Source organism: Brevibacillus parabrevis (assembly GCF_003710905.1).
GTDB classification, from domain to species: Bacteria; Bacillota; Bacilli; order Brevibacillales; family Brevibacillaceae; genus Brevibacillus; species Brevibacillus parabrevis.
The window spans coordinates 17,256-31,302 of sequence record NZ_RHHV01000011.1; the positions used below are offsets into that span (position 1 = coordinate 17,256).

General features: G+C 52.7%; 20 protein-coding genes. 17 read left to right on the forward strand and 3 right to left on the reverse strand.

All coding sequences use genetic code 11. The features are described from left to right. Positions 1–130 precede the first annotated feature (130 nt). The 10 genes from EDM60_RS15385 to EDM60_RS15430 all read left to right on the forward strand — a co-directional run bounded on the left by EDM60_RS15385 (position 131) and on the right by EDM60_RS15430 (position 8,055). Positions 131–559 (forward strand): gamma-glutamylcyclotransferase family protein, encoded by a 429-nt coding sequence (locus EDM60_RS15385; protein ID WP_122964769.1) that lies wholly within the window; start codon positions 131–133, stop codon positions 557–559. Between the two features lie 48 nt (positions 560–607). Then, positions 608–1,141: a hypothetical protein gene (locus EDM60_RS15390; RefSeq protein ID WP_122964770.1), complete on the forward strand. Its 534-nt coding sequence runs from the start codon at positions 608–610 to the stop codon at positions 1,139–1,141. An 88-nt stretch (positions 1,142–1,229) separates the two neighbouring features. Beyond that, entirely contained in the window at positions 1,230–1,751 is a 522-nt protein-coding gene (gene tpx / locus EDM60_RS15395) for a thiol peroxidase (RefSeq protein ID WP_122964771.1), read from the forward strand. A 213-nt stretch (positions 1,752–1,964) separates the two neighbouring features. Then, positions 1,965–2,603 (forward strand): TetR/AcrR family transcriptional regulator, encoded by a 639-nt coding sequence (locus EDM60_RS15400; protein WP_122964772.1) that lies wholly within the window; start codon positions 1,965–1,967, stop codon positions 2,601–2,603. Beyond that, positions 2,600–3,298, forward strand: a complete 699-nt coding sequence (locus EDM60_RS15405; protein WP_122964773.1) for an MBL fold metallo-hydrolase — start codon at positions 2,600–2,602, stop codon at positions 3,296–3,298. Before EDM60_RS15400 ends, EDM60_RS15405 begins: the two co-directional genes overlap by 4 nt. Positions 3,299–3,457: 159 nt before the next feature. Continuing rightward, a complete protein-coding gene (locus EDM60_RS15410) occupies positions 3,458–3,946 on the forward strand; it encodes a hypothetical protein (protein WP_122964774.1) in 489 nt (162 codons plus the stop codon). Between the two features lie 75 nt (positions 3,947–4,021). Next, positions 4,022–4,936, forward strand: a complete 915-nt coding sequence (locus tag EDM60_RS15415) for an RluA family pseudouridine synthase (protein ID WP_122964775.1) — start codon at positions 4,022–4,024, stop codon at positions 4,934–4,936. Between the two features lie 281 nt (positions 4,937–5,217). Then, positions 5,218–6,153 (forward strand): fumarylacetoacetate hydrolase family protein, encoded by a 936-nt coding sequence (locus tag EDM60_RS15420; RefSeq protein ID WP_122964776.1) that lies wholly within the window; start codon positions 5,218–5,220, stop codon positions 6,151–6,153. Positions 6,154–6,169: 16 nt separating this feature from the next. Continuing rightward, entirely contained in the window at positions 6,170–7,327 is a 1,158-nt protein-coding gene (locus EDM60_RS15425; RefSeq protein WP_122964777.1) for a homogentisate 1,2-dioxygenase, read from the forward strand. Between the two features lie 101 nt (positions 7,328–7,428). Continuing rightward, a complete protein-coding gene (locus tag EDM60_RS15430) occupies positions 7,429–8,055 on the forward strand; it encodes a flavin reductase family protein (protein ID WP_122964778.1) in 627 nt (208 codons plus the stop codon). A 69-nt stretch (positions 8,056–8,124) separates the two neighbouring features. Here EDM60_RS15430 and EDM60_RS15435 read toward each other — a convergent pair whose 3' ends face one another. Then, positions 8,125–8,367: a hypothetical protein gene (locus EDM60_RS15435; protein ID WP_233454156.1), complete on the reverse strand. Its 243-nt coding sequence runs from the start codon at positions 8,365–8,367 to the stop codon at positions 8,125–8,127. 173 nt (positions 8,368–8,540) lie between these two features. Between EDM60_RS15435 and EDM60_RS15440 the strand changes: the two genes are divergently transcribed. Both EDM60_RS15440 and EDM60_RS28665 read left to right on the forward strand, forming a co-directional pair. Then, positions 8,541–8,888, forward strand: a complete 348-nt coding sequence (locus EDM60_RS15440) for a PspC domain-containing protein (RefSeq protein WP_122964780.1) — start codon at positions 8,541–8,543, stop codon at positions 8,886–8,888. A gap of 173 nt (positions 8,889–9,061) precedes the next feature. Further along, positions 9,062–9,238: a hypothetical protein gene (locus EDM60_RS28665; RefSeq protein ID WP_167470310.1), complete on the forward strand. Its 177-nt coding sequence runs from the start codon at positions 9,062–9,064 to the stop codon at positions 9,236–9,238. 91 nt (positions 9,239–9,329) lie between these two features. Here EDM60_RS28665 and EDM60_RS15445 read toward each other — a convergent pair whose 3' ends face one another. Both EDM60_RS15445 and EDM60_RS15450 read right to left on the reverse strand, forming a co-directional pair. Beyond that, the gene (locus tag EDM60_RS15445; RefSeq protein ID WP_122964781.1) at positions 9,330–9,926 is read right to left on the reverse strand and encodes a TetR/AcrR family transcriptional regulator; all 597 of its coding nucleotides are present in this window, start codon (positions 9,924–9,926) and stop codon (positions 9,330–9,332) included. 19 nt (positions 9,927–9,945) lie between these two features. Then, positions 9,946–10,956, reverse strand: coding sequence for an LLM class flavin-dependent oxidoreductase (locus EDM60_RS15450; RefSeq protein WP_122964782.1), 1,011 nt, complete (start codon positions 10,954–10,956; stop codon positions 9,946–9,948). A 222-nt stretch (positions 10,957–11,178) separates the two neighbouring features. On the opposite strand from EDM60_RS15450, the gene EDM60_RS15455 reads away from it, so the two are divergent. The 5 genes from EDM60_RS15455 to EDM60_RS15475 all read left to right on the forward strand — a co-directional run bounded on the left by EDM60_RS15455 (position 11,179) and on the right by EDM60_RS15475 (position 13,967). Further along, positions 11,179–11,502, forward strand: coding sequence for an ArsR/SmtB family transcription factor (locus tag EDM60_RS15455; protein WP_122964783.1), 324 nt, complete (start codon positions 11,179–11,181; stop codon positions 11,500–11,502). A 16-nt stretch (positions 11,503–11,518) separates the two neighbouring features. After that, the gene (arsB, locus tag EDM60_RS15460; RefSeq protein ID WP_122964784.1) at positions 11,519–12,574 is read left to right on the forward strand and encodes an ACR3 family arsenite efflux transporter; all 1,056 of its coding nucleotides are present in this window, start codon (positions 11,519–11,521) and stop codon (positions 12,572–12,574) included. 13 nt (positions 12,575–12,587) lie between these two features. Beyond that, the gene (arsC, locus tag EDM60_RS15465) at positions 12,588–13,013 is read left to right on the forward strand and encodes an arsenate reductase (thioredoxin) (RefSeq protein ID WP_122964785.1); all 426 of its coding nucleotides are present in this window, start codon (positions 12,588–12,590) and stop codon (positions 13,011–13,013) included. 153 nt (positions 13,014–13,166) lie between these two features. Then, on the forward strand, positions 13,167–13,466 hold the full coding sequence (locus tag EDM60_RS15470; protein WP_122964842.1) for an ArsR/SmtB family transcription factor: 300 nt from the start codon (positions 13,167–13,169) through the stop codon (positions 13,464–13,466). A gap of 51 nt (positions 13,467–13,517) precedes the next feature. Beyond that, positions 13,518–13,967, forward strand: coding sequence for an ArsI/CadI family heavy metal resistance metalloenzyme (locus EDM60_RS15475; protein ID WP_122964786.1), 450 nt, complete (start codon positions 13,518–13,520; stop codon positions 13,965–13,967). Positions 13,968–14,047: the final 80 nt, after the last annotated feature.

Sequence of the window (14,047 nt, forward strand, 5' to 3'; positions counted from 1 at the left end):
ATTTCTCTCCCCCTTTGTCTCTTTGAGAGACATGAAAAAATTATATATAGCATAAATATACAAAATTTTCGTGATACAAGACACCCTTTTTTCTTTTACAACATCAGCCAACTGACTGGAGTGAATCGTTTTGCCAAAGCAACTGCCTGTTTTCGTCTATGGCACATTATTGTCCGGCTTTCATAATGACAGCGGTTATATCAAACCGTTTTCGCATACCAAAACAAGGGCGACGATCAAGGGGGAAATCTATCATTTGCCAGAAGGCTACCCCGGCTTGCTCATGACAGACGCGGGAGAAGTGGCAGGCGAGATCGTCGATTTTGCCCCTGAGGTGTACGAAAAGGCGCTGGCTGGTCTCGACGAGCTGGAAACCTACTACGGCGAGGGAGACTCGCGAAACGAGTACGAGCGGATTCCCGTAACAGCCTGTGTCCGAGAGACTGGGCAAGAGGTAGAGGTGTACGTTTACCGCTATTTGGATGAAGCCTATGTGAAGCGGGTCGGGACCAGAGTGGAGCACGGAGACTGGCGCGCCTTCATGGAGCGGGCTGAATAGCAGAGGCGCGTTTTGCCAAAACTGGTAGGGAAAAGGAGGGACCCTGCCATGGAATTGATGAACGCGAAACCTGCGCAAATCTGGCGCTTGCTTATTCCGCAAAGCTTTTGGATGTTCACGGAGGAAGTTCCCGAGGATGAGCTGATCTTTCACTATCGCGACCATATTTACTTCGTGAATCAGGATGGCTCGGTATTGGCGCTGCCCAAGCCGGCCTGCTTTGACATGCTGGATATGGGCACGCTGCTGGAATGTCTGGCGACGTCCGACGATACGATTGACTTTGACGACGAGGGCGAGTTTGACTACGGATTTGTCCTGAAGCAGATGGGCTACATCGTCCCGGTCAGGGAGAAGCGGGAAAAGGCTACGTATCAGATCGAGATTTTCAATACGGCACTGCCAAAGGCACACGCTACGCGCTACGAGATGAAGCATGTCGATTTTGGCTTCGCGCTTTACCATGCGCTGATGCGTTGCCACGAGCTGAACACGAAAACAGACTGGGAGTATGAGCACGAAGTGAAGCGCATCGTCAAGGTGGATGCCAAAGCTTCCGGGAAAGTGCAAGTGAATCTGTAATTTCTACTATTGGCATAGTGAAAAAAAGTGAATGATAGGGTATGATAAATGAGGTACATATGAAAGTATTGGTGAGGAGGAAGAAATCATGACAACTGCTGTTGAGCGTCAAGGCGCATTTGTTTTCAAAGGGGGTCCTGTTACCCTGCTCGGTCCGGAAATCAAAGTGGGAGATACTGCTCCTAACTTCACCGTAGTAGGCGGCGACCTGTCCCCTGTAACTCTGGACGATTCCAAAGGAACCGTTCGCATCATCTCCGTAATCCCATCCATCGACACAGGTGTTTGCGACGCGCAAACTCGTCGTTTCAACGAAGAGGCTGCCGGTCTGGAAGGCGTAACAGTTCTGACTGTTTCCGTTGACCTGCCATTCGCGCAAAACCGCTGGTGCGGTGCTGCTGGCATCGACAAAGTGAAAACTGTATCCGACCACAAAGACCTGTCCTTCGGTACAGCTTACGGCGTAGCGATCAAGGAATTTCGTCTGCTGTCCCGCGCTGTATTCGTAATCGATGCAAATGACAAAGTAGTTCATGCGGAGTATGTGGCTGCTGCTGGTGAGCATCCAAACTACGAAGCGGCAATCGCTGCTGCAAAAGCTGCGAAGTAAGCTTTTTCGCAAGCAATCTGCTGAGAGTCAGACCCCCTTTTCGTCTATGGAGACGAGGGGGGGTTTTTTGTATTGTTTTTGTCCAGGCGGCGCCTGTTTTTTGGGGAGCTGCAAAAATGTGTTGACGATTTTAGTAACCAGTGGTTATATTATTACCAACGGTTACTAACCACTGGTTATTTTGTTTGGTGGAAGTCAGGAGTGGAGTCTTGCATGGCAAGCAGACAGGAAGTGCGATCAGAGGAAACGAAGCGGGCGATTCTCGCGGCCGCGACACAACTTTTCGCGGAGCGGGGCTTCGAGGCCGTCTCGATTCGGGAAATCGCCAAGGCGGCAGGCTGTTCACATACGACGCTCTACATTTATTTCAAAGACAAGGAAGCGCTTCTGCATCAGCTTTCCAAAGGGCCGCTGCAAACGTTGGCACAGGCAATGGAAGCTGCGCTTGCGGATGAAAAGCGGTCATCCGAGGAAAAACTGCGTGAAATCAGTCACCAGTTCATCCGCTTTTGCCTGGGGAATCGCAACATGTACACGCTGTTTTTCATGATCAAAGCATCGCGCATAGACGAAGAAGAGCCGGAACAAGAGCTTCAGGCGCTGCGCACGCACTTGTTCGGGCTGTTGAGAAAAGCCGTGTTGCTCTGCTTGCCGCCTGAGGTCGGGGAAGAGGAAGCTTTGGCGTATGCACGGATTTATTTTTATACGTTGCACGGCATCGTCGGGACGTATACCCATTCGGAGGAATCGCTGGAAGAGTTGCTAGGCAGATTGGCGCCGACGTTCGATCTGGCTGTGGACGTCATCCTCGCGGGCAGCAAACAAACGATGACAAGGAGTGGTGAAAAATGAAGATCGAGCAAATCTCCAAGCACATCTGGTGCATCCGCAGCTGGATGCTGATTCCGGTTCGTGTCTGGGCGGTGGTAGAAGAGGACGGCGTGACGCTGGTTGATGCGGGGATGCCGTTCATGGCAAAAGGCATTGCGGCGTTTCTGCAAAAACAGGGAGCAGGGCCATTGAAGCAAATTTTGTTGACGCACGGCCATTCCGATCACGTAGGAGCCGTCAAGCGGCTGGTGGAAACGATGCCCGTTCCGGTGTATGCCCATCGGATCGAGATTCCGTACATGGAAGGCAGAGAGCTGTATCCGCGCCGCAAAAAGCTGGAAAAGAACGTTCAGCCGGGCCTGGCGAAGCCGCTCGCGGAAACAGAGGACGGAGGACTGGCTGCGATCGCTGGACTCAAGCCGTACCTCACGCCAGGGCATTCGCCTGGTCACGTCGTCTACTACCACGAGCAAGATCGCGTCCTGCTGGCAGGTGATCTGTTTACCTCCAAGCGGGGAAAACTGCACCGCCCGATGCCGATGTTCACGGCCGACATGACAGAAGCGGTGAAAAGCAGCCGAATCGTGCTAGAGTTGAACCCGCTTCGGCTGGAAGTATGTCACGGCCAGGCGGTACACAATCCCGCCGAGCAGCTCGATGCGTACCTGGCGGAAATGTCCCGTGCCTTTTCCATCCCGACGAGTGTGTGGCAGTAGGAAGCCGGGCTTTATGAGGGCGTCAGCTGTTTGCTCATCAAGACGCTGCGATAGTTGGTTTCCTTCCACTGTACGTGTTCGATAAAGCGATAGCACAAATTGCCAGGAGCGGTTGAAACGAACCGCTCTTTTTCGCGTCTCATACATAGAGGTGATTGGATGAAAAAGGTAGAAAAGATAGCCCCGCTGTACATGGCAGCTGTCTTGCTGCTGACAGGCTGTCAGCTTGGCATGCTCAATCAGTCGTCTTTTCAAGAGCTGGCCCAACCGCCAGCGCCTGTCATCGCGTGGAAAGGTAAAACAGCCGTGACGGTTCCGACCTCATACTGCTGGAACTACGAAAACGAGGGTGTCTGCATGGACATGGCCGCTCCGCCGGAAGTGATTGGGGAACAAAAGCCCAAGCCGTTGCAAGTGAATCCCGGCGCCATGCTAACCGTTACATATTCGCCCCCGCCCACGACGGAGTCTCTCACGGTCGCGCAATGGATCGGCTCGAAGCGGATCGAACAGCTCCTTGAAAACGGAAACCAATGGAAGGCTCCCGAGCAGCCGGGCTGGTATTTGTTTGACGTTCGCGGGCAGTGGAGCCAAGGCGATGCGGGACATGCTTTTGTGATTGAGGTCAGGGAAAATCGCCCGCTTTAACCTCGCAAAGGTTGTCTACTCACCGGGACTTTTTGCTATACTGGACAACAGGGAAAATCCCAAAGGAGAGACAACATGCAGGAAGAATTGATACGCTTTACAGCGGATGAGATAGATGCAGGACAAACGGTGCGGGATGTGCTGCAAAAGCGTTACGGTGTGTCGCGCCGCTTGCTGATCCGGGCCAAATTCAAAGGAACGATTACGCGCAACGGAGTCCTCGTGTTCGTGAATGAAAAGCTGCAAGCCGGAGACGAAGTGGCTGTCATGGTCGAAGAAGAAACAGAAGAGACGGTAGCTCCTGAGGAAATGCCGCTCTGCATTCGTTATGAGGACGACGATTTGCTGGTCATCGCCAAGCCGGCTGGACTGGTCGTGCACCCGACAGGCAACCATCCGTCAGGTACGCTTGCCAACGGGGTGATTGCCTATTGGAAAAAGCGGGGCGAAGCGCGGCGGTTTCGCGCAGTCAACCGCCTGGACAAAGATACGTCAGGCTTGATGATTGTCGCCAAAAACCAGTGGGCGCACGAGCAGTTCAGCCGCATGCAGCAAGAGCGGACGCTCCAGCGCTTTTATCAGGCGATTGCCGAAGGGATCGTTGCGAACGATGCAGGCACGATTGATTCGCCAATCGGGCTTGCGGAAAATTCGTTTATCACGAGGCAAATCCGGCCAGACGGTCAATCGGCTGTTACGCATTATCGGGTACTGGCTCGCGGTGAGGGCATGACGTTGCTGGAGCTGAAGCTGGAGACAGGCCGTACGCATCAGATTCGGGTACATATGCAAAGCGTCGGTCATCCGCTTGCAGGCGACGACCTTTACCTGGGCGGACGGGAGCATATCGGAAGACAGGCGCTTCACGCGGCAAGACTGTCTTTTGTTCACCCGCGCAGCAACGAGCCTATGGAATTTGCCGAGCCATTGCCAGCGGATATGCAGCAATTGCTGCGAACGTTTTTCCCGGAACGGCCTGCGGGCAGCTAGAAAGAAGTCGCAAAAAAATTCGGCAAATTTCTGTGGAAAGCAGAAAGCGTTTTCGATATGATAGAAGAAACAAACAAATAAGCTGTGGAAACAGCTGGTTGTCTGCGGGGAAAAATCCCGCAAGATTTTTTTCGGTAGCAGACAGACCCAGCTTGCGCCTGACGCACGTTTCGGAGCTTTTGACAAGATACAGGGACACCCCTTTCCTTTGTCATGCACCGATTTGAGCGAACGGGGGCGAGCTGGGTTTTTTTGTGCAACAAAAGGAAGGAGGGAAGCGCATGAAACTGGTTTCCTATCGACAAATCGACAGGGGAGCGTGGCGCGCCGGACTGCTTGCGGAAGGCAAAATCACAGACATCGCGCAGGCGCTGCCGGGCGCACCCGATACGCTGCTGGGATTGTTGGAACAGTGGGAGGAATGGAAAGGGCGTTTGCTGACGCTTGCGCAAAGCGCAGACGTGCAAGCAACGGGTCTGGCCACAGAGGACGTGTTCCTCGGCTCGCCATTGCCGCGCCCGGCGAGCTTTCGCGATTTTTACGCCTTTGAAGCGCATGTGAAGACAGCCCGGGCACGGCGCGGACTGGATATGATTCCCGAGTGGTATCGGTTCCCGGTCTTTTACTTTTCCAATGCAGCAGCCTTTTTGGGGCCGGACGCGAGCATCCAGCAGCCAAAAGCGACAGAATGGCTCGACTATGAACTGGAAGTCGCGTGCGTGATTGGCAAGGCAGGGGCAGATATTCCGCCAGAGCGTGCCCACGAGCATATAGCAGGCTTTTGCATCCTCAACGATTGGAGTGCCCGCGACATTCAGCGTGAAGAGGTCAAGGTCGGGCTTGGGCCAGCAAAAGGCAAAGACTTCGCTACTTCGATGGGGCCGTGGCTCGTTACGCCGGAAGAGCTGGAGGATGTACGAGTAGCGGGAGCAAAAGGCGAGCGCTACGATCTGACGATGGTGGCGCGGGTGAACGGCGTGGAGTATTCCCGCGGCAATTTGCTCGACATCCACTATACGTTTGCGGAAATGATCGCCAGGGCCTCGCAAGATTGCATGCTGTATCCGGGCGATGTCATCGGTTCCGGGACAGTGGGCACTGGCTGCATTCTGGAGCTGGGGCCGGAGCAATACGGATGGCTCAAGCCGGGCGACGTGGTAGAGCTTGAAGTAGAGCGCCTGGGCGTGCTCAGAAATACGATCAGCGAATCACGATAATAGAGGGGGAAGCAGGATGGCTTTTTATCACCGCATGGGAGAATTGCCGCAAAAACGGCACACGACTTTTTACAAACCGGACGGCCAGCTGTACCGCGAGCAAGTAATGGGAACGAAAGGGTTCTCTGGCATCCAGTCGATTTTGTACCATCACAACCCGCCGACGCAAGTGCGCGAGACGCGCAAATATGCGGATGTGCGCTTGGAATTTGTAGAGCAGGCGGATTTGAAGCACCAGCATTTCAAAACGTTTGACCTGGCACAAGGAGGCGATCCGGTTTTTGGCCGCCGCTACTTGCTGGGGAACAGCGATGTAGTCATGGGCGTTTGTTCGCCGACAGAGCCGATGGATTACTTTTACCGCAATGCAGACGGCGACGAAGTCGTGTTTGTGCACGAGGGAGAGGGCGAGCTGCAAACGATCTTCGGCACGATTACCTACCGTCCCGGAGATTATTTGGTCATTCCGATCGGCACGACGTATCGGATCGTGCCCAGTGTGCAGAGCCGCTTTTTGGTGATTGAATCGCAAAACGAAATCGTCCCTCCGAAGCGCTATCGCAACGAGCACGGTCAATTGTTGGAACATTCCCCTTTTTGCGAACGGGACATTCGCGTACCGGAAAAGCTGGTGACACACGTAGAGAGCGGCCAGTTCGAAGTGCGCGTCAAGCGCCAATCCGTTGTCTACAGCTACTTTTTCGACTTCCATCCGTTTGACGTCGTAGGCTGGGATGGCTACTTGTATCCGTACGCGCTGAGTGTTCACGATTTTGAGCCGATTACCGGGCGCATCCATCAGCCGCCTCCGGTGCATCAGACGTTTGCCGGACAAAATTTTGTCATCTGCTCGTTCGTGCCGCGGATGTACGACTACCATCCGCAGGCGATCCCCGCTCCGTACTACCACAGTAATGTGGAGAGCGACGAGGTGTTATACTATGTGGATGGCAACTTCATGAGCCGAAAAGGCGTATACGAAGGATCGATCACACTGCACCCGATGGGCATTCCGCACGGGCCGCACCCGGGCAAAATCGAGGCGAGCATCGGCAAAAAGGAAACGATGGAGCTGGCGGTCATGCTGGATACGTTCCAGCCGCTTTACGTCACAAAAGAAGCGTTGGCAGTGGAGGACGAAGCGTACATGTCGAGCTGGCTGCCGTCCGAGTGAACACAAAAGCGGCCGTGAGCGTTACGGTTGATCGCAAGTGGTCGCATCACTTACCATAAATAACGTCGAGACGTTTTTCGCGTAAAAAAGGCGGGATCACGATGGAAATCAGGATTGACGAGTTACAAAGGCAGGAGAAGTACAAACTGTTGATCGGCTGCATCATTCCCCGGCCTATCGCCTGGGTGACTTCGCAGGATGGCAACGGTGTCATCAACGCCGCTCCTTTCAGCTATTTCAATGTGGCGAGCATCGAGCCGATGATGGTGTCTGTCGCTGTCATGCGCAAGCCGGGCAGCGTCCGCAAAGATACGGCGCAAAACATCGTGGAGACGGGCGAGTTTGTCGTCAACATGGTGGATGTTCACAATGTGGACGCCGTCAACCAGACATCTGCCGACTATCCGCCACAAGTGAGCGAGGTCGACGCACTCGGCCTTGCCGTTGCTCCTTCGTCGGTTGTTGCGGTTCCAAGACTTTTGGCATCGCGGATTCATTTTGAATGCAAGCTGCACCAGGTCGTCGAGTTGGGAAGTCCGACTACATCCGACCTGATCATCGGGGAAGTTGTGCACGTACATGTAGCCGACGAGCTGTATCACGCCGGGCGAATTGACGCCCATGCCTTCGCACCCGTAAGCAGGCTGGCAGGGCATACGTATGCCACTTTGGGAGATTTGTTTGACCGCCCGCGTCCCGTCTACGAGCCTGACCCTGCATCCAAGTAATCGCGCTTGTAGACAGAGAAAAACCGTTCCGGCAGGCAGCTGGAACGGTTTTTGGCGTTCTCTTGTTCGCTAGTTCAGACCGGGATAACGGGAAATGGCATCGGGTCTGATCCAGCTGTCGTAATCGGAGGAAGTCCCGGCATTGGCAGGCGTGCCATAAGGAGTGGCGTTCGGCTCCTGGCCCAGCGGGTGAACGACGCTTTGCTGGTAGTACAAATTCCGATCGCTTTGGATGTAGGAGCGTTCCTGCCCATCAGCCGTACAGCCGCCAAGGAGCAAGCCTGTGAAGAGGAACAGAAGAAACCGCATCATGCTTCACCTCGTTAGTAGCGTGACTATTCTGCGCGGTTTTCATACGCGAAAAGCCGATATCCGTCTAGGGGCTGAGGACAAATCCCTCTATGGGCCATTTTGCCGCGCTACGCACTAGGGTATCCTTAATACATATAAGGCAAGCGGATATTGTAGAGGAAGGATTGGTTCCCATGGAAAGACGTTTATACCGCTCTTCGCAAGACAAGCGACTGTTTGGGGTTTGTGGAGGCATTGCCCAGTTTTTGCGGGTTGATTCGACGCTTGTACGTGTAGGCGTTGTCATTTTGACTGTTTGTACAGGATTTCCGATCCTGATCTATCTGCTCATGGCGATGATCATGCCAAAAGAACCGAGCTGGGCATTTGCCGGTGACGGATTTGGCTTGTACGACACTCCGAAGGCTGGACATTCGCGGATGAACGATCTCGATTCGGAAATTGACCGTCTGGAGAAACAGGCGCTGGTGCAGGAAGTGCATCGTTTGCGGGAAGAACTGAGCAAATACAGAGGCTTGTAAGCAGCAAAAAGGGTTCCTTGTCCACTTGGCACGGGGAGCCTTTTTCTTTTGGCGAAAAGGCAAGCTGTTCGGGCGCAACTGGCTGAGGAAAATTATTGGCGGAAATCCAGTCAACTTCGGCATCCCGGTGCATAACATGTAAGGTGGAGAATGTACATAGGGAGGGAACGGCAGTGTATCTCGGCGTGTTCGATTTGAATCAGCGTCTGGAGCAGACTCGCAAAGTTTTGCGGGAAAAGCAGCACCTGAAAAAGCTGATTGAAGAAGACATCCAAGAGCTGGAGAAAGACGTAAAAGCCTTGGAAGAAATGACCAACAAAGAGAAGTACGCAACAAGCGGCCAGCATTAAGGATGCGCGTAAAAAAGGATGCGGGCTTGTGAAAACAGAGAAAGTGGCGACCGCCCAAACGGCAGTCAGCCACTTTTTTGCGTCCTGTCTTTTATTCGCGAGGCGAGGCGTCGAGCAGCTTTTCCACAATCGTCGGCACCATCCGGATGGCGGCGCTGTCTGTTCCGTACGTCTGACTGTCGGCGTACGTTCCTTCCATCAACAGCATCAGTGTGTAGGCCAACTCACATGGATTCGCGGCACCAAGCGCCGTTGTGCGTTCCAGGAAGGCATCCGAAATCCGTTTCTGATGCGTGCAAACCAGTTCGCGAACCGGATGGGCGGTGTCGGGAAACTCGATCGAGACGTTGATGAAGCAGCAGCCGCGAAATTCCGGGGAAGACGCCTTGGCAGCCAGGTCGGCAAAAAACTGGATCAATTGCTCCCGAGGCTGGTCGGGATGCTTGGCCATGCTTTGCTCCCACTCTTGCCAGAAAACGGTCTGCTTCTTTTGCATGTAGGCCAAAATCAAGTCTGACTTCGAGGAAAACTGGCGGTAGACGCTCATTTTGTTCAGTCCGGCACGTTCCACGATAGCGTCTACACTGACGGCATGGATGCCTTCCTGGTAAAACAGTTCTTCGGCTGCGTTCAAAATGATTTCTTGCGCTTTGGCGCGGGGCACCCTGGTTCGTTTGCTTGTGGTCATGGCAGCGTCCTGCTCTCTGTTACGATTTCCAAATATCCGCGACGATCTCGAAAGAACGCACCCGATCGGCGTGGCGGTACATTTGCGTCGTAATCATCAGCTCGTCCGCCTGGGTCGCTTCCAAAAGCTCAGACAGTTTGCTTTTCACGGTATCCGGGGCGCCCACGATTGAGGAGCGGAGTTGGGCCTGCACCGAAAGTTTCTCAAACTCGCTCCACAGCTCATCCATATTGTCCACGGGCGGCTGGATCGGTTTCAAGTCGCCGCGCACGAGGTTGAGAAACGCCTGGTAGTGCGAGGTGGCCAATCGTTCGGCAAGCTCGTTTGTATCAGCCGCCATCACATTGACGCCCACCATCGCGTAAGGCTCGGACAATACCTCGGAAGGGCGGAAGGCGTGGCGGTATGTCTGCAAGGCAGGCAATGTGTAGTTGGGGGAAAAGTGTCCGGCAAAAGCGAAGGGAAGCCCGAGCAGCCCAGCGAGACGCGCGGAAAAATCGCTGGAGCCGAGCAGCCAGATCGGAATGTTCAAGCCTTCGCCGGGAATGGCGCGCAAGGCACCGGGAGCATCGCTCGTACGCGGACGCAAATACTCGCGCAGTTCTTCCAAAAGCTCAGGAAAGTCATCCCCGCCAATCCGCAGGTCGCGTCGCAACGCACGCGCCGTCCGCTGATCTGCTCCGGGAGCGCGGCCCAACCCGAGATCAATCCGCCCCGGATAGAGCGATTCGAGAGTGCCGAACTGCTCCGCGATGACGAGTGGGGCGTGATTGGGCAGCATAATCCCGCCGGAGCCAACGCGCATTGTCGATGTCCCTCCCGCGATGTGGCCGATCAGGACAGAGGTAGCAGAGCTGGCGACGCTGGGCATGGCGTGGTGCTCCGCGAGCCAGTAACGGTGAAAGCCCCACTTCTCGACTTTTTGGGCGAGGTCAAGGCTGTTTTGGAACGACTGGGCAGCTGTACTGCCTTCTACAATAGGAGCGAGATCCAGCACAGACAGCGGAATATCGCGCAATGTTTTTGCCATGGAAAGGGAACCCTCCTTTTGGGGTGTCAGAATGTTACTGGTTAGTAACAAACGTACTTGCATCTTACGGGGAGGGGAGGCTGCTGTCAATGTTTCGATCGGCTGTGGCAGCACATTTGCGATCTGGTTCCAGTGTAAAGGATTTGTAAAGAAACCCGTAAAAACAATTCATAACCTTATAGTTATATTATACTCTTTGTGAAGAGAGGAGGGATATGGAGCATGGACATTTTGGAGTTGGCAGACAGTCTAAAAGCGCTGGGCGATCCCACGAGGCTGAAGATGATTGCTTTATTGAAGCTCCGGGACTTTTGTGTTTGTGAATTGGTTCCGATCTTCAAAATTTCTCAGCCAGCGGTATCTAAGCATGTCGGGCGGCTCAAGGCTGCTGGATTTGTCACGGAAACTCGAAAAGGCCAGTGGGTGATTTATTCCTTGAATCGAAGCAGATTGGCAGAAGTAGGATACGGATTGAGTCAATTGCCCGACCTTTCTGCCGAGATCGAGGAACTTGGTAAGCAAGGTTTGCTAGTGACGTGCGAGTAAGAAAGGAGGGGCAAAAGTGGGTGAACACACAGGAAAGCGTTTGTCTTTCCTAGATCGCTATTTGACCGTGTGGATATTTCTTGCCATGGCATTCGGAATTGGAGTCGGCGTTTTCATTCCTGATACGGTTGCCATCCTGAATCAATTTCAGGTCGGAACTACATCTATTCCGATCGCAATCGGGCTCATTTTGATGATGTATCCGCCGCTTGCAAAGGTGCGCTATGAAGAATTGGGGCGGGTGTTTCGCGACGGGAAAGTGCTGGGGTTATCCCTTGTACAGAACTGGGTGATTGGTCCGATTTTAATGTTTGTGCTAGCGATTGTTTTCTTGCAAGGCTATCCCGAGTACATGGTAGGTCTCATGATGATTGGGCTCGCTCGCTGCATTGCAATGGTCATTGTATGGAACGATCTTTGTAAGGGAGACACTGAATACGCGGCGGGACTGGTTGCCTTCAATTCAATCTTTCAGGTCTTGTTCTATTCCGTTTATACGTACATTTTCATTACAGTTTTGCCAGAGTGGTTCGGTTTGCAGGGGATGGTGGTTGACATAACTATCGCTGAAGTAGCCAAAAGCGTCTTTATTTATTTGGGGGTGCCGTTTCTTGCAGGGATGATCACACGCTATACGTTGGTCCACCGAAAAGGGCGTACCTGGTACGAGAGCGTGTTTGTCCCAAAAATCAGTCCGATCACGTTGAACGCTCTGCTGTTTACGATCATTGTCATGTTCTCGATCAAAGGGGACGTCATCGTCGCGCTTCCGCTGGATGTTGTGCGGATTGCGATTCCACTGTTGATTTACTTTGTCATTATGTTTTTGGTGTCGTTTTTCATGGGGAAAAAGGCAGGAGCTCCTTATCCAGTAACCTCTACGCTGGCGTTCACCGCTGCAAGCAACAATTTCGAATTGGCCATCGCTGTTGCCGTGGGCGTCTTTGGGCTCCACTCCGGGGCTGCGTTTGCTGCGGTGATCGGCCCACTGGTAGAGGTGCCCGTGATGATTGCACTCGTGAATTTGGCACTTTGGTTTCAGAAGAAGTATTTTCATCCAGGCCAAAAGTAAAGGAGAGTCCAACATGGTTAACAAAGCATTCGTCTATTTTCTTTGCACGGGCAACTCTTGCAGGAGCCAAATGGCCCACGGTTTTTTACAAGCGCTTGGCGGGGGAAAGTACGAGGTGATGAGTGCGGGGCTAGAAGCGCATGGGCTGAATCCCCGGGCTGTAGATGTGATGAAAGAAGCAGGAGTAGATATCAGCCATCACACTTCCGACAAGATTGATCCTGTCATTTTGAAAAAAGCGGATTACGTCATTACGTTATGCGGGCATGCAGATGAGAATTGCCCTTTGATCCCGAACGAAAACGCAATCAAGCTGCATTGGGGGTTCGATGACCCAGCCAAGGCAACAGGGACAGAGGAGGAAGTAAAGGAGCAGTTCCGAACCGTTCGTGATGCCATCAGGAAGCGTGTCGTCCAGTTCGTGGAAGCAGGAAAATAACATGAAATGCCCCCGGTTCTCGGATAGGTAAGCGGGGGCATTTTCCAATATCAAAAAAAATTGATGTAATCCGTTGCTTTTGCAAGATTTTGGTGATACAGTTAATACATCAAAAAAAGTTGATGCAGGTGAGACAGGATGAAGCAAGGAGATATAAGCGGGACATTTGAACAATATGAAGCCAAATTTAAAGCTCTTGCGGATCGGAAGCGACTGCAAATCATGTACGAACTGACGCAGCGCGGCAAGGTTTGTGTATGTGATTTGGCAGAAGTGATGGATATGGCACAGTCCAAACTGTCCTATCATCTCAAGATCCTTCTCGATGCCAATCTCATCCAAAAAGAAACGGATGGAACATGGAACTACTATCAGCTAAACGAAACTCAGATCAATCACCTTCTTTCCGAAGAGCTTTGTTGTGTGTTCCGGTCTAGCAACACTTGTTGCTAAAATTTTTTTATTCAAAACATCAAAATTTTTTGATATTGAGGAGGAACAGTCATGTTGTATGCTCATATTGGGATTAACGTAACAAATCTGGAGAAGTCGATCGCGTTTTACTCTAAGCTGTTTGACGCTGAACCTGTCAAAGTAAAGCCTGATTACGCGAAGTTTCTTCTGTCTTCTCCAGCTTTGAATTTTACGCTGAATGTAAGCCGTGAAGTGACCGGGAATCAAGTGAGCCACTTTGGATTTCAAGTCGCTTCGACAGAGGACGTCCTCATCCATAAAACACGTTTGGAGAAGCGCAATCTTTTTTCGAATAAAGATGAAAGGAACATTACCTGCTGTTATGCAACCCAGGATAAATTCTGGGTACACGACCCGGATGGAAACGAGTGGGAGTTCTTTTACACGAAAGCAGATGCAGATACTCATAGGGAGATTGCAGCAGTTTGCTGCACGCCTGAATCCGAGAACGGGAATGAGGAGACAAAGAGCTGTTGCTGATGGCGAAATGGGGGAGGGCCATATGAAAATGGCGAGAATGTAGATTTACCATAGCCAGCGGAGTCAAGGGAGTGAGGTGA